Origin of the sequence: Streptomyces sp. R302 (genome assembly GCF_012927245.1) — a bacterium.
Taxonomy (GTDB): domain Bacteria; phylum Actinomycetota; class Actinomycetes; order Streptomycetales; family Streptomycetaceae; genus Streptomyces.
The window spans coordinates 55,943-75,541 of sequence record NZ_JABBGE010000009.1; the positions used below are offsets into that span (position 1 = coordinate 55,943).

The window sequence follows — 19,599 nt, forward strand, 5'->3', positions numbered from 1 at the left end:
CGTCAAGATAGAACAGGTTCTAGCGGAAGGGAATGGACTCGGCGGGCTCAGCGGTCGAAGTCCAGCTCCACGTCGGGGGTGGCCGGGTGGGACTGGCAGGCCAGGACATAGCCGGCGTCGGTCTCCTCGGGTTCGAGGGCGAAGTTCCGGTCCATGCGGACCTCGCCGCCGACGACGAAGGCGCGGCAGGTGCCGCAGACTCCGCCCTTGCAGGCGTAGGGGGCGTCGGCGCGGGCGCGCAGGACGGTGTCGAGGAGGGTTTCGCCGCGCTCGACGGGCCAGGTGCCGGAGCGGCCGTGGAGGGTGGCCGTGAGGGTGGCGTGGGCGGGGGTGTCGGCGGTGGGGACGGGCGCGGGGCCCGAGCCGTCGTCGACGTGGAAGATCTCCTGGTGGACGCGGGCGCGGTCGACGCCGAGGCCGCGCAGGGCCCGCTCGGCGCCCTGGACGAGGCCGAGGGGGCCGCAGAGGAACCAGCCGTCGATGGCGCCGACCGGGAGGAGGGCGGGCAGGAGGGCGGCGAGCCGCTCCTGGTCGAGGCGGCCGGAGGGGAGGCCCGCCTGCTGTTCCTCGCGGGAGAGGACGGTGACGAGCTGGAAGCGCTCGGGGTGGCGGTCCTTCAGGTCGGCGACCTCGTCGAGGAACATCGTGGAGGCGGCGGTGCGGTCGCTGCGGATCAGGCAGAACCGGGCCTCGGGTTCGCGGTCGAGGAGGGTGGCGGCCATGGAGAGCACCGGGGTGATGCCGCTGCCGCCGGCGATGGCGGCGAAGTGCCCGGGGCGCGGGTCGAGGACGAAGCGGCCGGTGGGGGCCATGACGTCGACGGTGTGGCCGGGGGCGAGTTCCTTGAGGGCCCAGGTGGAGAAGGCGCCGCCGTCGACGAGGCGGATGCCGACGCGGAGTTCGGGCCGCCGGCCGGCCGGGGCGGCGGGGGAGCAGATCGAGTAGGTGCGGCGGATCTCTTCGCCGGACTCGTCGGTGCGGCGCAGGGCGAGGTGCTGGCCGGGGCGGTGCCGGAAGGTCTCGTGGAGTTCGTCGGGGACCGCGAAGGTGACGGCCACGGAGTCGTCGGTGAGCCGCTCGACCCGGCTCACCGGGAGCGGATGGAACATCTACAGCTCCTTGAAGTGGTCGAAGGGTTCGCGGCAGGCGGCGCAGCGGCGCAGGGCCTTGCAGGCGGTGGAGGAGAAGCGGCTGAGGAGCTCGGTGTCCGTGGAGCCGCAGTGGGGGCAGCGGATGGCCAGGGTGAGGGCGACGGGTCCGCCGGCGGGGCCCTGGGGGCGGGGCGGGGCGATGCCGAACTCGGTGAGTTTGCGGCGGCCTTCCTCGCTGATGTCGTCGGTGGTCCAGGCGGGGGCGAGGACGGTGACGACGGTGACGTCGGGGACGCCGTGTTCGTGGAGGGCGTGCTCGATGTCGGTGGACATCGTCTCCACGGCGGGGCAGCCGGTGTAGGTGGGGGTGAGGGCGACCTCGACGCGGCCGGGGCCGGTGACGTGGACGCCGCGGAGCACGCCGAGTTCGGCGAGGGTGAGGACGGGCAGCTCGGGGTCGGGGACGGCGCCGGCGATCCGGGCCAGCTCCGCCTCCAGGGGGGTGGCGGTGGTGGTCACCATGTCGCCCCCGGGTGGCTGCGGTGGAGGTGCTGCATCTCGGCGAGCATCCGGCCGAAGTGTTCGGTGTGGAGGCCCTGGCGGCCTGCGCCGGCGCGCCAGGCGCCGGTGCGGGGGCCGGTGGGGACGGTGAGGCCGGCGCGGGTGAGGATCTCGGTGACGGAGTCCAGCCAGGCGGCTTCGAGGGCGGTGGTGTCGAGGGCGAGGCCGTCGAGGGGCTGGAAGAGCTCGCCGGTGTACCGCCAGAGGGCGTCGCAGGCGGTCTGCATGCGGCGGTGGCTCTCGTCGGTGCCGTCGCCGAGGCGGAGGGTCCAGTGCTCGGCGTGGTCCTGGTGGTAGGCGACTTCCTTGACGGCCTTGGCGGCGAGTCCGGTCAGCGGGCCGTCGCCGGCGGCCAGCGCCGCGTAGAGGAGTCGCTGGTAGGTGGAGAAGTACAGCTGGCGGGCGATGGTGTGGGCGAAGTCGCCGTTGGGCTGCTCGACGAGCTGGACGTTGCGGAAGTCGCGCTCCTCGCGGAGGTAGGCGAGTTCGTCCTCGTCGCCGGCGAGGGAGAGGAGGACGCGGGCCTGGCCGAGGAGGTCGAGCGCGATGTTGGCGAGGGCGACCTCCTCCTCCAGGACGGGGGCGCTGCCGGCCCACTCCCCCAGGCGCTGGGCGAGGACGAGGGCGTCGTCGCCGAGGGCGAGCGCGGCGGCGGTGACGGCGGGGTCGGTGACCGGTGCGGCGACGGGCGCGGGGGTCGGTGCGGGGGCCGTGCCGGTGGTGTCGGTGGTGGTCACAGGTGCTTCACCCCCTCCGGGATCTCGTAGAAGGTCGGGTGCCGGTAGGGCTTGTCGGCGGCCGGTTCGAAGAAGGGGTCCTTCTCGTCCGGGGAGGAGGCGGTGATGGCGGCGGAGGGCACGACCCAGAGGGAGACGCCTTCCATGCGGCGGGTGTAGAGGTCCCGGGCGTTGCGCAGGGCCATCTCCGCGTCGGGGGCGTGGAGGCTGCCGGCGTGGGTGTGGGAGAGCCCTCGGCGGGAGCGCACGAACACCTCCCACAGGGGCCAAGTGTCGCTGCTCATGCCTGTGCCTCCCCGTGCTGTCCGGTGTGCTTGCGCGCGTAGGCCGCGGCGGCCTCTCTGACCCAGGCGCCGTTTTCGTGGGCCTGGCGGCGCTGGGTGATCCGCTGGTCGTTGCAGGGGCCGTTGCCCTTGAGCACGTCCCAGAACTCGTCCCAGTCGATGGGGCCGAAGTCGTAGTGCCCGCGCTCCTCGTTCCACTTCAGGTCGGGGTCGGGGAGGGTGAGGCCGAGGGCCTCCGCCTGCGGGGCGGCGATGTCGACGAAGCGCTGGCGCAGTTCGTCGTTGGAGTGGCGCTTGATCTTCCAGGCCATGGCCTGGGTGGAGTGGGTCGACACGTCGTCGGGCGGGCCGAACATCATCAGGGACGGCCACCACCAGCGGTCCACCGCGTCCTGGGCCATGGCGTGCTGGGCCTCGGTGCCGCGGGAGAGGGCGAGCAGGGCTTCGTATCCCTGGCGCTGGTGGAAGGACTCCTCCTTGCAGACGCGGACCATGGCCCGGGCGTACGGGCCGTAGGAGCAGCGGCAGAGGGGGACCTGGTTGGTGATGGCGGCGCCGTCGACGAGCCAGCCGATGGCGCCGACGTCGGCCCAGGTGAGGGTGGGGTAGTTGAAGATCGAGGAGTACTTCTGGCGGCCGCTGTGGAGCTTGTCGAGGAGCTCGTCGCGGCTGACGCCGAGGGTCTCGGCGGCGCTGTAGAGGTAGAGGCCGTGGCCGGCCTCGTCCTGGACCTTGGCCATGAGGATGGCCTTGCGGCGCAGCGAGGGCGCGCGGGTGATCCAGTTGGCCTCGGGCTGCATGCCGATGATCTCGGAGTGGGCGTGCTGCGCGATCTGGCGGACGAGGGAGGCGCGGTACGCCTCCGGCATCCAGTCGCGCGGCTCGATGCGCTCGTCGGCTGCGACCGCGGCGTCGAACACCGCCTCGCGGGCGGCCTGCGCCGCCGCGTCCGCGGCGTCCCTGCCGGGCGCTTCCGCGGTCACTGCCGTCCCTGCCGTCCCTGCGGTCATCGGACCCCCTACCGACCGATCGTTCGGTTGAATGACTTCAATGGTGGGTCGGCGGCCCGTATGGTGTCAACCCTGTGGATAACCGCCTGCTCCGATCGGGGCGCGGACGAGCGGGTCACCGCGGGACGGGTTCGGGACGGGATCGGGTCGGGAAGCCCGGGATCGGGGTGGGATGAGCGCGCACATCGACGGCAGCGCGGAGCGGCGGCCGGCCGGAGGGATCCTGGCGCTGTCCCTGCCGTACCAGGTGGTGGCGGCGGTGGCGCTGGCCTCCGTGGCGGTGCTCGCCTGCCTGCACCTGGCCATGGTCTTCCTGCACGTGGCGCCCTCGAACACGGTGACCAAGCAGCACGGCCAGGCCGTCGACGACTGGATCTACCCCGAGTTCGAGCAGAACTGGAAGCTCTTCGCTCCCAACCCGCTCCAGCAGAACGTCTCGGTGCAGGTCCGCGCCGAGGTCGCGGGCGCCGACGGCGCCCGCCGCACCACCGGCTGGATCGACCTCACCGCCCAGGACGTCGAGGACGTCCGCGGCAGCGTCTTCCCGAGCCACACCCAGCAGAACCAGCTGCGCCGGGCGATCGACTGGTACGGCAACGCGCACGACGACGAGGGCCGCCCCAAGGGCATGCGGGGCCGGCTCTCGGAGGAGTACATGCGCCGGATCGTGCTGACGCGCATCGAGGGGCCCGGGGCGCGCGCGGACGTCGGCGGGACGGTGGAGCGGATCCAGCTGCGCCGCACCGTCACCCCCGTGGCCGCCCCGCACTGGAGCACCGAGAAGCGCTCCACCGAGCCGTCGAGCCGGCTGATGCCCTGGTGGGAGATCACCGACGCCGACCGCAGCCGTACGGAGACGAGCCGATGACCGCCCCCAGCCGCACGGAGTCCCGCCGATGACCGCCCCCACCCCCGCACCGGCCGCGGCCCCGGCGCGCGTGCCCTTCGACCGCAGGCTGGCGCGGGCGGCGCAGACCGTCACCTCGCGCGCCCTCGGCCCGTACCAGACCGCGATCGTCCGGATCGGCTTCTCGCTGACCTGGCTGTTCTTCCTGGTGCGGGAGTTCCCGCACCGGCACGAGATGTACGGCCCCGACGGCCCCTGGTCGTTCGAGATGGCGCGCCGGCTGATCGCAGACAACCGCGCGTTCACGGTCCTGATGTGGTCCGACGGCCGGCTCTGGTTCGAGGTGGTCTACGGCCTGGCCGTGGTCGCCGCGGTGCTGCTGCTGCTCGGCTGGCACACCCGGGCCGTGTCGGTGGTCTTCATGGTCGGCGCGCTGTCGCTGCAGAACCGGTCCGTCTTCCTCGGCGACGGCGGCGACAACGTGGTGCACCTCGTCTCGATCTACCTGACGCTGCTGCGCTGCGGCCAGGTGTGGTCGCTGGACGCCCGGCGGGCCGCCCGTAAGGCGGCCGGGGGCGAGGAGGCCGCCCGGCGGGTCGAGCTCGCGGGCCCCGTCCTGTGGGTCGTCCTCGGCGGGTTCCTGGTCGCCGCGACCTGGTTCAGCCCGGTCACCGGCGAGTGGTGGCTGTACGTGCTGCTCTGGGTGCTCTGGCTCGGGCAGGGCCTGTGGTGGCTGGTCGAGCAGTACGCGCCCGGCGAGCCCCGCGTCCTCCTCGACGTGCTCGCGAACCTCGCCCACAACGCGGCCCTCGTGGTCCTCATGGCCGAGGTCTGCCTGATCTACGCCACCGCCGGCTGGTACAAGGTCCAGGGCTCGCGCTGGCAGGACGGCACCGCGCTCTTCTACCCGCTGCACCTGGACTACTTCACGCCCTGGCCGGCGCTCTCCGAGCTCCTCGCCTCCAGCGGGATCATGGTCATGCTGCTCAGCTACGGCACGGTGATCGTGCAGGTCGCCTTCCCGTTCACGCTGTTCAAGCGCAAGGTGAAGAACGTCCTGCTCGTCGCGATGATGCTGGAGCACGCGGGCATCGCGCTCCTGCTCGGGCTGCCGGCCTTCTCGATGGCGATGATCGCCGCCGACGCCGTCTTCCTGCCCACCGTCTTCCTGGTGTGGCTGGGCGCGCGCGCGGCCAAGGGCCGGGACCGGGTGCTGCGGCGCAGGACCGCCGCCGCGGAGCTGCCCCCGCAGCGCCCCGCGCCGGGCGGGGAGCCGGGCGGCGAGACGGGCGGCGAGGCCGCCCCCCGTACCCTCGTCGGGTGAGCACCACCGAAGAACACCCCGCCCAGGCCGGGGCCGAGCCGCTCCAGTACGACGAGGGGTACGGCCCCGAGGTCGGCGTCGGCCCGCACCCCGGGCCGTGGCCCGAGGACCCGCGCTACGACCGCGCACTCCTTGCCGAGGGCGACCGGCGCAACGTCGTCGACGCCTACCGGTACTGGACGCGGGAGGCGATCGTCGCCGACCTCGACACCCGCCGGCACGACTTCCACGTGGCCGTGGAGAACTGGGGCCACGACTTCAACATCGGGTCCGTGGTGCGCACCGCCAACGCCTTCCTGGCCAAGGAGGTGCACATCGTGGGGCGCCGCCGCTGGAACCGGCGCGGCGCCATGGTCACCGACCGCTACCAGCACGTGCGGCACCACCCCGACACCGAGGCGCTCACCGCCTGGGCGGCGGCCGAGGACCTGCCGATCATCGGCATCGACAACCTGCCGGGCTCGGTGCCGCTGGAGCGGACCGTGCTGCCCCGCCGCTGTGTGCTGCTCTTCGGGCAGGAGGGGCCCGGGCTGACCGAGGAGGCCCGCCGCCATGTGGCGAAGGTCTGCTCGATCGCCCAGTTCGGCTCCACCCGGTCGATCAACGCCGGGGCGGCCGCCGCGATCGCCATGCACGCCTGGATCCAGCGCTACGCCGACGTGCCGGCCCCCGAGTAGGGACCGGCACACCGGACCGGTGTGCCGCTCCGGTGTGCCGGTCCGGTGTGCCGGATCAGGATCAGGCCTGGCGGCGCACCTCGACCACCCGGAAGCGGTTGGAGACGAAGGCGCCGTCGCACAGCGCCGCGTTCGCCGCCGGGTTGCCGCCCGAGCCGTGGAAGTCGGAGAAGGCGGCCGTCTGGTTCACGTACACCCCGCCCGTCAGGTTGAGCGAGAGCTGCGCCGACTCGTCGAGGCAGATCTCCTCGACGGCCCGCTCGGTGTCGGCGTCGGTCGTGTACGCGCCGACCGTCATCGCGCCCTTGTCGCGGATCGTGCGCCGGAGCAGCTCCAGTCCGTCGGCCGTGGAGTCGACCGAGACCGCGAAGGAGACCGGGCCGAAGCACTCGGAGAGGTACGCGGCCTCCGCGTCCGGCTTGGAGCCGTCCAGCTTGACCATGACGGGGGTGCGGACGACCGCCTCCGGGAAGTCCGGGTTGGCGACCTCGCGGGAGGCCAGGGCGACCTCGCCGAGGCCGGCGGCCGCCTCCAGGCGGGCCTTCACGTCCGGGTTCACCAGGGCGCCGAGCAGGGCGTTGGCCCGGGCGTCGTCGCCGAGGAGGCCGCCGACCGAGGCGGCCAGGTCGGCCACCACCTCGTCGTAGGACTTGGGACCCTGGTCGGTGGCGATGCCGTCGCGGGGGATCAGCAGGTTCTGCGGGGTGGTGCACATCTGGCCGCTGTACAGGGACAGCGAGAACGCCAGGTTGGACAGCATGCCCTTGTAGTCGTCGGTGGAGTCGATCAGCACGGTGTTGACGCCGGCCTTCTCCGTGTAGACCTGCGCCTGGCGGGCGTTGGCCTCCAGCCAGTCGCCGAACCCGGTGGAGCCGGTGTAGTCGATGATCCGGATCTCCGGGCGGACCGCGAGGGTCTTGGCGATGCCCTCGCCCGGACGCTCGGCGGCCAGCGCCACCAGGTTCGGGTCGAAGCCGGACTCGGCGAGGACCTCGCGGGCGACCTTCACGGTCAGCGCCAGCGGGAGGACCGCGCGCGGGTGGGGCTTCACCAGGACCGCGTTCCCCGTCGCGAGGGAGGCGAAGAGGCCCGGGTAGCCGTTCCACGTCGGGAAGGTGTTGCAGCCGATGACCAGGGCGACGCCGCGGCCGACCGGGGTGAACTCCTTGGACAGCTCCAGCGGGTCCCGCTTGCCCTGCGGCTTGGACCAGGCGGCCCGGCCCGCGGGGGTGCGGGTCTGCTCCTCGTACGCGTACGCCACCGCCTCCAGGCCGCGGTCCTGCGCGTGCGGGCCGCCGGCCTGGAACGCCATCATGAACGCCTGGCCGCTGGTGTGCATGACCGCGTGGGCGAACTCGTGGGTGCGGGCCGAGATCCGGGCCAGGATCTCCAGGCAGACCAGGGCGCGCGTCTCCGGTCCGGCGTCGCGCCAGGCGGGCAGGCCGGCGCGCATCGCGGGCAGCAGGACGTCGATGTCCGCGTGCGGGTACTCGATGCCGAGCGCGGGGCCGTACGGCGAGATCTCGCCGCCGGTCCAGCCGTCGGTGCCCGGCTGGTCGAGGTCGAAGCGGCCGTTCAGCACCGCCTCGTGGGCGGCGAGGCCGGCGGCGGCGTCCAGGGAGCCGTCCGCCCCGTAGGCCTTCGGGTGCTCCGGGTACGGCGACCAGTAGGCGCGGGTGCGGATGGTGGCGAGGGCCTGATCGAGTGTGGACCGGTGCTTCTCGGCCAGAACGTCGGTGGTCGGCTGGGCGGTGGCCATGGATGGACCAACTCCTCGTCGAGCTGGGCAGGGAGACACGTACGGAGTTAGAGTAACCGAACGATCGGTCGGGACAAGGGGGTCCATCGATCCTGTGGAAAACCCATCGGGGAGGATCACTCCTATGAGCGCCGGCAGCGAAGCGGACGTGCGTGCCAACGGGACCGTCAAGGGGAGCGCCACCATGAACGAGGCAATCGGGGTGGACCGGACGGTCGCCGTCGTCGGCACCGGCACCATGGGCCAGGGGATCGCCCAGGTGGCGCTGGCCGCCGGCCATTCCGTACGGCTCCACGACAGCGCCCCCGGCCGTGCCGCCGAGGCCGTCGCCGCGATCGGTGCCCGCCTGGACCGGCTCGTCGAGAAGGGGCGGATGACCGCCGCCGACCGCGAGGCCGCCGCCGGCCGGCTGCACGCCGCCGCGGACCTCGCCGAGCTCGCCGACGCGGCCCTCGTGGTCGAGGCGATCGTCGAGGACCTGGCGGTCAAGCAGCGGCTCTTCGCCGACCTGGAGGCAGTCGTCGCCGACGACGCCCTCCTCGCCACCAACACCTCCTCGCTCTCCGTCACCGCCATCGCCGGAGGCCTGCGGCTGCCCGGCCGCTTCGTCGGCCTGCACTTCTTCAACCCGGCGCCGCTGCTCCCCCTCGTCGAGGTCGTCCGCGGCTTCGCGAGCGACGAGACCGCCGCCACGCGCGCGTACGAGACGGTGAAGGCCTGGGGGAAGACGCCGGTGCGCTGCGCCGACACCCCCGGCTTCATCGTCAACCGGATCGCCCGGCCCTTCTACGCGGAGGCCTTCCGCGTGTACGAGGAGGGCGGCGCCGACCCGGCCACGATCGACGCGGTGCTGCGCGAGTCCGGCGGCTTCCGGATGGGCCCCTTCGAGCTGACCGACCTGATCGGGCAGGACGTCAACGAGGCCGTGACCCGCTCCGTGTGGGACTCCTTCTTCCAGGACCCGAAGTTCACGCCCTCGCTCGCCCAGCGCAGGCTGGTCGAGTCGGGGCGGCTCGGCCGGAAGTCGGGCCACGGCTGGTACCCGTACGCGGAGGGCGCGGAGCGGCCCGAGCCGCACACCGCGCCGCCCGCGAAGGCGCCGGAGCGGATCGCCGTCCACGGCGACCTCGGACCGGCCCAGGCGCTGGTGGGGCTCTTCGAGGAGGCGGGGATCCGCGTGGAGCGCGAGGAGGGCGACGGCCGCGTCGTGCTGCCGAGCGGCGCCGAGCTCCACCTCGCGGACGGCGAGACCTCCTTCCAGTACCAGAAGGAGATCGTCTACTTCGACCTCGCGCTCGACTACGCCGCCGCAGGACGGATCGCGCTGTCGGCCCAGGAGGGCATCGCGCCCGAGGTCCTCGGCGAGGCGGTCGGGCTCTTCCAGGCGCTCGGCAAGCAGGTCTCCGTCATCGGGGACGTCCCCGGCATGATCGTGGCCCGGACGGTCGCGATGCTCGTCGACCTCGCCGCCGACGCCGTCGACCGCGGCGTCGCCACGGCGGAGGACATCGACACGGCGATGCGGCTCGGGGTCAACTATCCGGCCGGACCCCTGGAATGGGGGGCGAGGCTCGGCCACCGGCGGGCGGCGATGCTGCTGGACGAACTGCACGACCGGTACCCGACGGGCCGGTACGCGCCGTGCCTCGGCCTCGCGCGCCGGGCCTACGCCGAGGAGGAGCGATGACCACCGCCAGACGCGACACCTACACCCCCGAGACGCTGCTCTCGGTCGCGGTGCGGGTCTTCAACGAGCGCGGCTACGACGGCACCTCCATGGAGCACCTGTCCAAGGCCGCCGGGATCTCCAAGTCCTCGATCTACCACCACGTGGCGGGCAAGGAGGAGCTGCTGCGGCGGGCGGTCAGCCGGGCGCTCGACGGGCTCTTCTCGGTCCTGGAGGAGCCGGGCGCGGTGCGCGGGCGGGCGGTGGAGCGGGTCGAGTACGTGACCCGGCGGACCGTCGAGGTGCTGATAGCGGAGCTGCCGTACGTGACGCTGCTTCTGCGGGTGCGGGGCAACACCGCGACCGAGCGGTGGGCGATGGAGCGGCGCCGCGAGTTCGACCACCGGGTGGCCGAGCTGCTCGGGGCGGCCGCCGCCGAGGGCGACCTGCGGTCCGACGTGGACATCCGGCTCGCGACCCGGCTCCTCTTCGGCATGATCAACTCGCTGGTGGAGTGGTACCGGCCGCATCCGGACCAGACGGAGCGCGACCAGCTCGCCGAGACCGTCGCCCACCTCGCCTTCGACGGGCTGCGGAAGGCCCGCTGAGGGCGCCCCGGAAGGCGTGTAGGAGGGTCCCGGAGCGGCGTAGGGGCTCTGGAAGACGTACGAGAGGGCCCCGGATCCGTTCCGGGGCCCTCTGGCGTGTTCGTGGGGCGTCAGGGCCTCGGGTCGGCGTTCAGGTCCATCTCGTCGAAGACCAGCAGGGTGCGGGTGGACAGGACCTCCGGGATGGCCTGGAGGCGGGTGAGGACCAGTTCGCGCAGGGTCCTGTTGTCCGGGGTGTGGACCAGCAGCAGGACGTCGAAGTCTCCGCTGACCAGCGCGATGTGCGCGGCGCCCGGGAGCGCCTTGAGCTGCTCGCGGACCGTGCGCCAGGAGTTCTGGACGATCTTGAGCGTGATGTAGGCGGAGGCGCCGTGGCCGGCCCGCTCGTGGTTGACGCGGGCGCTGAAGCCGCGGATCACGCCGTCGTCGATGAGCCGGTTGATCCGCGCGTACGCGTTGGCCCGGGAGACGTGCACCCGCTCGGCCACGGAGCGCACCGAGGCGCGGCCGTCCGTCTGGAGCAGCCGCAGGATGTCCCGGTCTATCGCGTCCAGCGGGCGCGCCGGGGCGGCGTGCGCCGGCGTGTCCGAGGGGGCGCTCAGCTCCTCGGCCGTCCCGTCCCCCGCCGACTCGTCCGGGGCGCCGCCCCGGGTGACGGCCATTTGTTCATCCGCCATGTGCCCCCGCCTCTCTCCGGTGGACGACCTGCCTCTATCCCAGGCTGTGGAGAACCGTTTGTCCACAGGCTGGAGGTGCCTGTAGCCAAAATGCCTCCACGACCGAACAATCGGTAGGTGAGGCGCGCCACACCCGCGCCACCCGCCTTCGGGTCTTATGCCCGCTCCCACGAGGAGGTGGACTCGTTGCAACAGCGCAGTTCGACAGTCCAGGAGCCGCTCGCCGAGACGGCCTACCGGCCCACGCCGCCGCCCGCCTGGCGGCCGCGGACCGATCCCGCCCCGCTGCTGCCCGACGCCGAGCCGCTGCGCGTGCTCGGCACCGACGCGGTGGCCGACGCCGACCCCGCGCTGCTGCGCCGGCTCTACGCGGAGCTGGTCCGCGGCCGCCGGTACAACGCCCAGGCGACCGCCCTGACCAAGCAGGGCCGGCTCGCGGTCTACCCGTCCACGACCGGCCAAGAGGCGTGCGAGGTCGCCGCCGCCCTCGCCCTGGAGGAGCGGGACTGGCTCTTCCCGTCGTACCGGGACACCCTCGCGGCCGTCGCCCGCGGCCTCGACCCCGTGCAGGCGCTGACCCTGCTGCGCGGCGACTGGCACACCGGCTACGACCCGCGCGAGCACCGCGTGGCGCCGCTGTGCACCCCGCTCGCCACCCAGCTGCCGCACGCCGTGGGCCTCGCCCACGCGGCCCGCCTCAAGGGCGACGACGTGGTCGCGCTCGCCATGGTCGGCGACGGCGGCACCAGCGAGGGCGACTTCCACGAGGCGCTGAACTTCGCCGCCGTCTGGCAGGCGCCGGTGGTCTTCTTCGTGCAGAACAACGGCTTCGCGATCTCCGTGCCGCTCGCCAAGCAGACCGCCGCCCCCTCCCTCGCCCACAAGGCCGTCGGCTACGGCATGCCGGGCCGCCTGGTCGACGGCAACGACGTGGTCGCCGTGCACCAGGTGCTCACCGAGGCCGTGGCACGCGCGCGTCGCGGCGGCGGCCCGACCCTCGTGGAGGCCATCACCTACCGGATCGACGCCCACACCAACGCCGACGACGCCACCCGCTACCGCGCGGAGGGCGAGGTCGAGGCCTGGCGTGCGCACGACCCGGTGCTGCTCCTGGAGCGCGAGCTGACCGAGCGCGGTCTGCTCGACGAGGACGGCCGCCGCGCCGCGGCCGAGGCCGCCGAGACGATGGCGGCGGAGCTGCGCGAGCGGATGAACGCCGACCCGGTGCTCGACCCGATGGACCTCTTCACCCACGTCTACGCCGAGCAGACCGCGCAGCTGCGCGAGCAGGCGGCGCAGCTGCGGGCCGAACTCGAAGCGGAGGGCGAGAGCCGATGACGACGGCGACGACCGGCGCGGCCGCCAAGGCGGCGGGCCGGACCAAGCCGGCCACGATGGCGCAGGCGCTCCAGCGCGCCATGCGCGACGCGATGGCCGAGGACTCGACCGTCCATGTGATGGGCGAGGACGTCGGCACCCTCGGCGGGGTCTTCCGGGTCACCGACGGGCTCGCCAAGGAGTTCGGCGAGGACCGCTGCACGGACACGCCGCTGGCCGAGGCGGGCATCCTCGGCACCGCCGTCGGCATGGCCATGTACGGCCTGCGGCCGGTGGTCGAGATGCAGTTCGACGCGTTCGCCTACCCGGCGTTCGAGCAGCTCGTCTCGCACGTGGCGAAGATGCGCAACCGCACGCGCGGCGCGATGCCGATGCCGATGGTCATCCGGGTGCCGTACGGCGGCGGGATCGGCGGCGTCGAGCACCACAGCGACTCCTCCGAGATCTACTACATGGCCACCCCCGGCCTGCACGTGGTCACCCCGGCGACCGTCGAGGACGCCTACGGCCTGCTGCGGGCGGCGATCGCCTCCGACGACCCGGTCGTCTTCCTGGAGCCCAAGCGGCTCTACTGGTCGAAGTCCGACTGGTCGCCCGAGGCCCCCGCGCGCGTGGAGCCCATCGGCAAGGCCGTCGTCCGCCGGCCCGGCACCAGCGCCACCCTGATCACCTACGGCCCCTCGCTGCCGGTCTGCCTGGAGGCGGCCGAGGCGGCCACCGCCGAGGGCTGGGACCTGGAGGTCGTCGACCTCCGCTCGCTCGTGCCCTTCGACGACGAGACCGTCGCCGCGTCGGTGCGGCGCACCGGCCGCGCGGTCGTGGTCCACGAGTCCGGCGGCTTCGCCGGCCCCGGCGCGGAGATCGCCGCCCGGGTCACCGAGCGCTGCTTCCACCACCTGGAGGCGCCGGTGCTGCGGGTCGCGGGCTTCGACCTCCCCTACCCGCCGCCGATGCTGGAGCGGCACCACCTGCCGGGCGTCGACCGGGTCCTGGACGCGGTCGCCCGCCTCCAGTGGGAGGCGGGGAACTGATGGCCCAGGTCCTGGAGTTCAAGCTGCCCGACCTCGGTGAGGGACTCACCGAGGCGGAGATCGTCCGCTGGCTGGTGGCCGTCGGCGACGTCGTCGCGATCGACCAGCCCGTCGTCGAGGTCGAGACCGCCAAGGCGATGGTGGAGGTGCCCTGCCCGTACGGGGGCGTGGTCACCGCCCGCTTCGGCGAGGAGGGCACCGAACTGCCCGTCGGCGCACCGCTGCTGACGGTCGCGGTCGGGGCCTCCGCCGACGCGGGGACGGCCGCGCCCGCCGCCGGTACGGCGGAGGCGCCCGCCGCGGACGCCGCCGTCTCCTCCGAGTACTCGGGCAACGTGCTCGTCGGCTACGGCACCGCGGGCCCGGCGGCCCGGCGGCGCCGGATCCGGCCCCAGTCACCGGCCGTCGCGCACCCCACGCCGAACGCGGCGGCCGGCCCCACCCCGACGGCCCGGGCGGCGGCTCCCGCGGCTCCGGTGGCTTCCGTGGCCCCGGTGGCTCCGGCCGCCCCCGCGACCTCGGTGGCTCCGGCCGCCCCCGCGACCTCGGTGGCTCCGGCCGCCCCCGCGACCCCGGTGGCCCCCGCCGGGGGCCCGGTCCCGGTCATCTCCCCGCTCGTGCGGAAGCTCGCCCGTGACCGGGGTCTCGACCTGCGCGAGGTGCACGGCTCGGGCCCCGAGGGCCTCATCCTGCGCGCCGACGTCGAGCGGGCCCTCGTGGAGCGGGAGACGGCTGTGGCGCCCGTGACCGCACCGACCGTCGCCGCCCCGGCGGTGGCCGCCCCGGCCGCGGTCGCCTCGGCCGCGGTCGCCCCCGGCGCCGAACGGATTCCGCTGCGCGGGCTGCGCGGCGCCGTCGCCGACAAGCTCTCCCGGAGCCGTACGGAGATCCCCGACGCGACCTGCTGGGTGGACGCCGACGCCACCGAACTCATGGCCGCGCGGGCGGCGATGAACGCGGCGGGCGGACCGAAGATCTCGCTCCTCGCCCTCCTCGCCCGGATCTGCGTCCACGCCCTGGGCCGCTTCCCCGAGCTGAACTCCACCGTGGACACGGCCGCCCGCGAGATCGTCCGGCTGCCCCAGGTGCACCTCGGCTTCGCCGCCCAGACCCCGCGCGGGCTCGTCGTCCCCGTGGTCAGGGACGCCGGGACCCGCACCGCGGAGTCGCTGACCGAGGAGTTCGCCCGGCTCACCGAGACGGCCCGGCAGGGCACGCTCACCCCGGCCGACCTCACCGGCGGCACCTTCACCCTCAACAACTACGGGGTGTTCGGGGTGGACGGCTCCACGCCGATCGTCAACCACCCCGAAGCGGCGATGCTCGGCGTTGGCCGGATCATCCCCAAGCCCTGGGTCCACCAGGGCGAACTGGCCGTCCGTCAGGTGGTGCAGCTCTCGCTCACCTTCGACCACCGCGTCTGCGACGGCGGCACGGCCGGAGGCTTCCTCCGGTACGTCGCGGACTGCGTCGAACAGCCTGCGGTGCTGCTCCGCACGGTCTGACCGCCGACGCGCCCGCTCCCGGCCGTCTCATCCAGGGGACCGGCCGGGCGGGCGCCGGGGGCGGCGGACCATACTGCTGGGGTGACCACCGCATTCGACGCCGTCGTGCTCGCCGGAGGCGCCGCGCGGCGCCTCGGCGGTGCGGACAAACCAGGAGTACGGGTCGGCGGGCGGACCCTGCTCGACCGGGTGCTCGCCGCCTGCGCCGGGGCGCGCCGGACCGTGGTCGTCGGCGACCCGCGCCCGACCGCCCGGCCCGTCGGCTGGACCCGCGAGGAGCGGATCGGGACGGGGCCGGTGGCCGCCCTCGCCGCCGGGATCACCGCGCTCGGGGACCCCGGCGTCCTGCTCGCGCTCTCCGCCGACCTGCCGTTCCTCGGCGAGGGGACGCTGCTGCGGCTCCTCGCCGCCCTCGACGCCGAGCCGGGTGCCGAAGGGGCGCTGCTCGTCGACGGGGACGGCCGGGAGCAGCCGCTCGTCGCCGCCTACCGGGGCGAAGCCCTGCGCCGGGAGCTCGACGGGCTCCGGCAGGCGCGCGGTGACCTCGACGATCTGCCGCTGCGGGCGCTCCTCGGGGGGCTGCGCCTCGTCCGGGTCCCGGTGGGGGCGGACGAGCCCGCGGCCTCGTTCGACTGCGACACCTGGGAGGACATCGCCGTGGCCCGGACGCGCATCAGGGACCATGGATCCGTGCTGGACGAATGGATCACCGCAGTCAAGACCGAACTGGGCATCGACCTGGACGTCGACACCGGCGTCCTGCTCGACCTGGCCCGGGACGCCGCCCACGGCGTCGCCCGCCCGGCCGCGCCCCTGACGACCTTCCTCGTCGGCTACGCGGCGGCCCGGGCCGCGCAGGGCGGTACGGCCCCCGCCGAAGCCGTGGCCGAGGCCTCCCGCAGAGCCACCGCGCTCGCCCTCCGCTGGGAAGCCGAACAGGCCGAGCAGGCGAAGCAGGGCGAGCAGGCGAAGCAGGGCGAGCAGGCAGAGAAGAACGAGGCCGGATGACTCCCGGACAACCCGCCGGTCCCCCCGCCCCGGCGCCCGGACCCACGCACGGGCACCATCGCGCCGCTCCCTGGCCCGAGGCGCGCGCCCTGGCCGCCCGGGCCGGGGACGCGGCGCGGGCGGCGGTGGAGCGTCCGGCGGTGCGCGTGCCGCTCGGGCAGGCACTCGGACGCACCCTCGCCGAACCGCTGCGGGCGCTCACCGATCTGCCCTCCTTCGACAGTTCCGCCATGGACGGCTGGGCGGTCGCGGGACCGGGGCCCTGGACGGTGCGCGAGGAGGCGGTCCTCGCCGGGCACGCCGGGGCCGCCGCCCTCGCCCCCGGGGAGGCGGTACGGATCGCCACCGGCGCCCGCGTCCCCGCCGGCGCCACCGCCGTCATCCGCACCGAGCACTCCCGCACCGAGCACTCCCACCCCGAAGCCGACCACCCCGAGGTCGACCACCCCGAAGCCGAACCCGAGGCCGGCCGCCCCGGGGCCGTAACGCTTCTGCTGTACCCCCTCCGGGAGGTCGTGACCGGTCAGGACATCCGTCCCCGGGGTCAGGAGTGCCGGGCCGGAGACGAGTTGCTGCCCGCGGGCTCCCCCGTCGGCCCCGCCGTCCTCGGTCTCGCCGCCGCCGCCGGATACGACGCGCTCGCCGTGGCGCCCCGCCCCCGGGTGGAGGTCCTCGTCCTCGGCGACGAACTGCTGACGTCCGGGCTCCCCCACGAGGGGCTGATCCGTGACGCGCTCGGCCCGATGCTCGGGCCCTGGCTCGCCGCCCTCGGTGCCGAGGTCCTGGCGACCCGCCGGATCGGCGACGACGCCCAGGCCCTGTACACGGCCGTCACCACCTCCGCCGCCGACCTCGTCGTCACCACCGGAGGAACCGCCGCCGGACCCGTGGACCATGTCCATCCGGTCCTCGACAAGGCCGGCGCGACCCTCCTGGTCGACGGGGTGAAGGTCCGCCCCGGCCACCCGATGCTGCTCGCCCGGCTGGACGCGGGACGCCATCTCGTCGGACTGCCGGGCAACCCCCTGGCCGCCGTCTCCGGCCTCCTCACCCTCGCCGCGCCGCTGCTGGCCGCCCTGACCGCCACGCCGGCACCGGACGAGCCCCCCACGGCGGGGGCACCCCTCCGCGACCCCGTGCAGGGCCACCCGTACGACACCCGGCTCGTACCCGTCGTCCACCGGGACGGGCTCGTCGTGCCCCTGCGGTACAACGGGCCGGCCATGCTGCGGGGCATCGCCGCCGCCGACGCCATGGCCGTGGTCCCGCCCGGCGGAGCCGAGCCCGGACAGCGCCTCGAGCTGCTCGCCCTCCCCTGGCCGACCGAGCCGCCGTTCGCTCAAGGAGCATGTTTCACGTGAAACTTCCCAGCCGTGACGTCATGGCCCGCCATGCCGACGAGAAGGTCACCGGTGCGCGGATCCATCTGCCCCGGCGCTCCGTGGACCCGCTCCGCCAGGTCGGCCGGCGTCTCCTCATGGCCCTCGGGGTGCTGTTCCTGACGATCCTGATCGTCTACGTGGACCGCGACGGCTACCACGACAACGCCGACGAGACCGTCGACTTCCTCGACTGCGCCTACTACGCGACCGTCACCCTCTCCACCACCGGATACGGCGACATCGTCCCGTTCAGCGACTCCGCGCGGCTCGTCAACATCCTGGTGATCACGCCCCTGCGCGTGCTCTTCCTGATCATCCTGGTCGGCACCACTCTCGAGGTCCTCACGGAGCGGACCCGGGAGGAGTTCCGCCTCAAGAAGTGGAGGTCCCAGTTGCGCGACCACACCGTCATCGTCGGCTTCGGGACGAAGGGGCGGTCCGCGATCCAGACGCTCTGCGCCACCGGCCTGCGCAAGGACCAGATCGTCATCGTCGATCCCTCCGGCAAGGTCATCGAGGCCGCGAACGTCGACGGCTTCGTCGGCGTCGTCGGCGACGGCACCCGCAGCGACGTGCTGCTCAGGGCCGAGGTCCAGCGGGCCCGGCAGGTCGTCATCGCCACCCAGCGCGACGACACGGCCGTCCTGGTCACCCTGACCGCCCGCCAGCTCAACCGGGGCGCGAAGATCGTCGCCGCCGTCCGCGAGGAGGAGAACGCGCCGCTGCTCCGCCAGTCCGGCGCCGACGCGGTCATCACCAGCGCCTCCGCCGCCGGCCGGCTCCTCGGCCTCTCCGTGCTCAGCCCCAGCGCGGGCACGGTCATGGAGGACCTGATCCAGCAGGGCTCCGGCCTCGACCTGGTCGAGCGTCCGGTGACCAAGGCGGAGGCGGGCCGCAGCGTCCGGGAGACCGACGACCTGGTGGTGAGCGTGCTGCGCGGCCACCGGCTGCTCGGCTACGACGACCCGGCGGCCAGCCCCCTCCAGCTCACGGACCGGGTCATCACCATCGTCCGGGCCACCCCCCGCATCCCCCTCACCACACCCCCGGAGGACTGAGCACCGCCATCCGACCGGGAGTAGCCTCGCGCCCATGCATGCGATCACGATTCCGGAAGCCGGCGGCCCCGAGGCCCTCGTCTGGGCCGAGGTGCCCGATCCCGTGCCCGGCGAGGGCGAGGTCCTCGTCGAGGTGGTGGCGAGCGCCGTCAACCGCGCCGACGTCCTCCAGCGGCAGGGCTTCTACAACCCGCCGCCCGGCACCTCGCCCTACCCCGGCCTGGAGTGCGCCGGACGGATCACCGCCCTCGGCCCCGGGGTCTCCGGCTGGGCCGTCGGCGACGAGGTCTGCGCGCTGCTCGTCGGCGGCGGCTACGCCCAGCGGGTCGCCGTCCCGGCCGGCCAGCTGCTCCCGGTCCCGAAGGGCGTCGACCTGGCCACGGCGGCGGCGCTCCCCGAGGTCGCCTGCACGGTCTGGTCCAACGTCTTCATGATCGCCCACCTGCGGCCCGGGGAGACGCTCCTGGTGCACGGCGGGGCGAGCGGCATCGGCACGATGGCGATCCAGCTGGCCAAGGCGGTCGGCGCGAAGGTCGCCGTCACGGCCGGCAGCCCGGAGAAGCTGGCCCGCTGCGCCGAGCTCGGCGCGGACGTGCTGATCGACTACCGCGCCCAGGACTTCGTGGAGGAGCTCCACAAGGCCACCGGTGGGGCGGGCGCGGACGTGATCCTGGACATCATGGGCGCCAAGTACCTGGACCGGAACATCCAGGCCCTCGCGGTGAACGGCCGCCTTGTGATCATCGGCCTCCAGGGCGGCGTCAAGGGCGAGCTGAACCTCGGCGCGCTCCTCGCGAAGCGGGCCGCCGTGATGGCGACCACCCTGCGCGCCCGCCCGCTCCAGGAGAAGGCGGCGATCGTCGCCGCCGTCCGCGAGCACGTCTGGCCGCTGGTCGAGGGCGGCACGGTCCGCCCGGTCGTCGACCGGACGCTCCCGATGCCGGAGGCCGCCGAGGCCCACCGCGTGCTGGAGTCCGGCGCACACGTCGGCAAGGTCCTGCTGCTCGCCCCGTAGGAGCGCGGCGGTACGCGAGAG

At 74.0% G+C, this 19,599-nt stretch carries 19 protein-coding genes; 12 read left to right on the forward strand and 7 right to left on the reverse strand.

All coding sequences use genetic code 11. The features are described from left to right. Positions 1-47 precede the first annotated feature (47 nt). Genes HHL19_RS26675 through paaA form a run of 5 tightly spaced genes read right to left on the reverse strand, consistent with a single transcriptional unit; the run spans position 48 to position 3,683 of the window. On the reverse strand, positions 48-1,109 hold the full coding sequence (locus HHL19_RS26675; RefSeq protein ID WP_169092895.1) for a 2Fe-2S iron-sulfur cluster-binding protein: 1,062 nt from the start codon (positions 1,107-1,109) through the stop codon (positions 48-50). Next, positions 1,110-1,613, reverse strand: coding sequence for a 1,2-phenylacetyl-CoA epoxidase subunit PaaD (gene paaD / locus HHL19_RS26680; RefSeq protein ID WP_169092896.1), 504 nt, complete (start codon positions 1,611-1,613; stop codon positions 1,110-1,112). It abuts the gene before it with no gap. Beyond that, on the reverse strand, positions 1,607-2,389 hold the full coding sequence (gene paaC / locus HHL19_RS26685; protein ID WP_169092897.1) for a 1,2-phenylacetyl-CoA epoxidase subunit PaaC: 783 nt from the start codon (positions 2,387-2,389) through the stop codon (positions 1,607-1,609). Before paaC ends, paaD begins: the two co-directional genes overlap by 7 nt. Continuing rightward, entirely contained in the window at positions 2,386-2,673 is a 288-nt protein-coding gene (gene paaB / locus HHL19_RS26690) for a 1,2-phenylacetyl-CoA epoxidase subunit PaaB (RefSeq protein ID WP_030493720.1), read from the reverse strand. Before paaB ends, paaC begins: the two co-directional genes overlap by 4 nt. Beyond that, positions 2,670-3,683 (reverse strand): 1,2-phenylacetyl-CoA epoxidase subunit PaaA, encoded by a 1,014-nt coding sequence (paaA, locus tag HHL19_RS26695; RefSeq protein WP_169092898.1) that lies wholly within the window; start codon positions 3,681-3,683, stop codon positions 2,670-2,672. The genes paaB and paaA overlap by 4 nt, the downstream gene beginning before the upstream one ends. 172 nt (positions 3,684-3,855) lie before the next feature. Between paaA and HHL19_RS26700 the strand changes: the two genes are divergently transcribed. The 3 genes from HHL19_RS26700 to HHL19_RS26710 are packed head-to-tail and all read left to right on the forward strand — an operon-like array spanning position 3,856 to position 6,531. Next, entirely contained in the window at positions 3,856-4,551 is a 696-nt protein-coding gene (locus HHL19_RS26700) for a DUF5819 family protein (RefSeq protein WP_169092899.1), read from the forward strand. Between the two features lie 28 nt (positions 4,552-4,579). Further along, positions 4,580-5,854, forward strand: a complete 1,275-nt coding sequence (locus HHL19_RS26705; RefSeq protein ID WP_240981891.1) for an HTTM domain-containing protein — start codon at positions 4,580-4,582, stop codon at positions 5,852-5,854. Continuing rightward, positions 5,851-6,531 (forward strand): TrmH family RNA methyltransferase, encoded by a 681-nt coding sequence (locus HHL19_RS26710; RefSeq protein ID WP_169092900.1) that lies wholly within the window; start codon positions 5,851-5,853, stop codon positions 6,529-6,531. The genes HHL19_RS26705 and HHL19_RS26710 overlap by 4 nt, the downstream gene beginning before the upstream one ends. Positions 6,532-6,592: 61 nt before the next feature. Here HHL19_RS26710 and paaN read toward each other — a convergent pair whose 3' ends face one another. Next, complete coding sequence (gene paaN, locus HHL19_RS26715) at positions 6,593-8,290, reverse strand: phenylacetic acid degradation protein PaaN (protein WP_169092901.1); 1,698 nt, start codon at positions 8,288-8,290, stop codon at positions 6,593-6,595. Between the two features lie 184 nt (positions 8,291-8,474). Here paaN and HHL19_RS26720 point away from each other — a divergent pair, with 184 nt between their 5' ends. Together HHL19_RS26720 and HHL19_RS26725 are read left to right on the forward strand one after the other, a co-directional pair. Then, positions 8,475-9,977 carry a 3-hydroxyacyl-CoA dehydrogenase gene (locus tag HHL19_RS26720; protein WP_169092902.1) on the forward strand — a complete coding sequence of 501 codons (1,503 nt, stop codon included), beginning with the start codon at positions 8,475-8,477 and terminating at the stop codon, positions 9,975-9,977. Continuing rightward, on the forward strand, positions 9,974-10,564 hold the full coding sequence (locus HHL19_RS26725; protein WP_169092903.1) for a TetR/AcrR family transcriptional regulator: 591 nt from the start codon (positions 9,974-9,976) through the stop codon (positions 10,562-10,564). The genes HHL19_RS26720 and HHL19_RS26725 overlap by 4 nt, the downstream gene beginning before the upstream one ends. A gap of 110 nt (positions 10,565-10,674) precedes the next feature. On the opposite strand, the gene HHL19_RS26730 is transcribed toward HHL19_RS26725, so the two are convergent. Further along, on the reverse strand, positions 10,675-11,166 hold the full coding sequence (locus HHL19_RS26730) for an Lrp/AsnC family transcriptional regulator (RefSeq protein ID WP_169093212.1): 492 nt from the start codon (positions 11,164-11,166) through the stop codon (positions 10,675-10,677). Positions 11,167-11,418: 252 nt separating this feature from the next. Here HHL19_RS26730 and pdhA point away from each other — a divergent pair, with 252 nt between their 5' ends. The 7 genes from pdhA to HHL19_RS26760 all read left to right on the forward strand — a co-directional run bounded on the left by pdhA (position 11,419) and on the right by HHL19_RS26760 (position 19,578). After that, complete coding sequence (pdhA, locus tag HHL19_RS26735; protein WP_169092904.1) at positions 11,419-12,579, forward strand: pyruvate dehydrogenase (acetyl-transferring) E1 component subunit alpha; 1,161 nt, start codon at positions 11,419-11,421, stop codon at positions 12,577-12,579. Next, positions 12,576-13,610: an alpha-ketoacid dehydrogenase subunit beta gene (locus tag HHL19_RS26740; protein ID WP_169092905.1), complete on the forward strand. Its 1,035-nt coding sequence runs from the start codon at positions 12,576-12,578 to the stop codon at positions 13,608-13,610. The genes pdhA and HHL19_RS26740 overlap by 4 nt, the downstream gene beginning before the upstream one ends. Next, positions 13,610-15,115, forward strand: coding sequence for a dihydrolipoamide acetyltransferase family protein (locus HHL19_RS26745; RefSeq protein ID WP_169092906.1), 1,506 nt, complete (start codon positions 13,610-13,612; stop codon positions 15,113-15,115). The genes HHL19_RS26740 and HHL19_RS26745 overlap by 1 nt, the downstream gene beginning before the upstream one ends. A gap of 81 nt (positions 15,116-15,196) precedes the next feature. Continuing rightward, positions 15,197-16,123 carry a DUF6457 domain-containing protein gene (locus tag HHL19_RS36875; RefSeq protein WP_206325191.1) on the forward strand — a complete coding sequence of 309 codons (927 nt, stop codon included), beginning with the start codon at positions 15,197-15,199 and terminating at the stop codon, positions 16,121-16,123. Beyond that, the gene (locus tag HHL19_RS26750) at positions 16,039-17,484 is read left to right on the forward strand and encodes a molybdopterin molybdotransferase MoeA (protein ID WP_240981911.1); all 1,446 of its coding nucleotides are present in this window, start codon (positions 16,039-16,041) and stop codon (positions 17,482-17,484) included. The genes HHL19_RS36875 and HHL19_RS26750 overlap by 85 nt, the downstream gene beginning before the upstream one ends. Next, the gene (locus HHL19_RS26755) at positions 17,472-18,563 is read left to right on the forward strand and encodes a potassium channel family protein (protein ID WP_169092908.1); all 1,092 of its coding nucleotides are present in this window, start codon (positions 17,472-17,474) and stop codon (positions 18,561-18,563) included. The genes HHL19_RS26750 and HHL19_RS26755 overlap by 13 nt, the downstream gene beginning before the upstream one ends. Positions 18,564-18,597: 34 nt before the next feature. After that, entirely contained in the window at positions 18,598-19,578 is a 981-nt protein-coding gene (locus tag HHL19_RS26760) for an NAD(P)H-quinone oxidoreductase (RefSeq protein WP_169092909.1), read from the forward strand. Positions 19,579-19,599 lie beyond the last annotated feature (21 nt).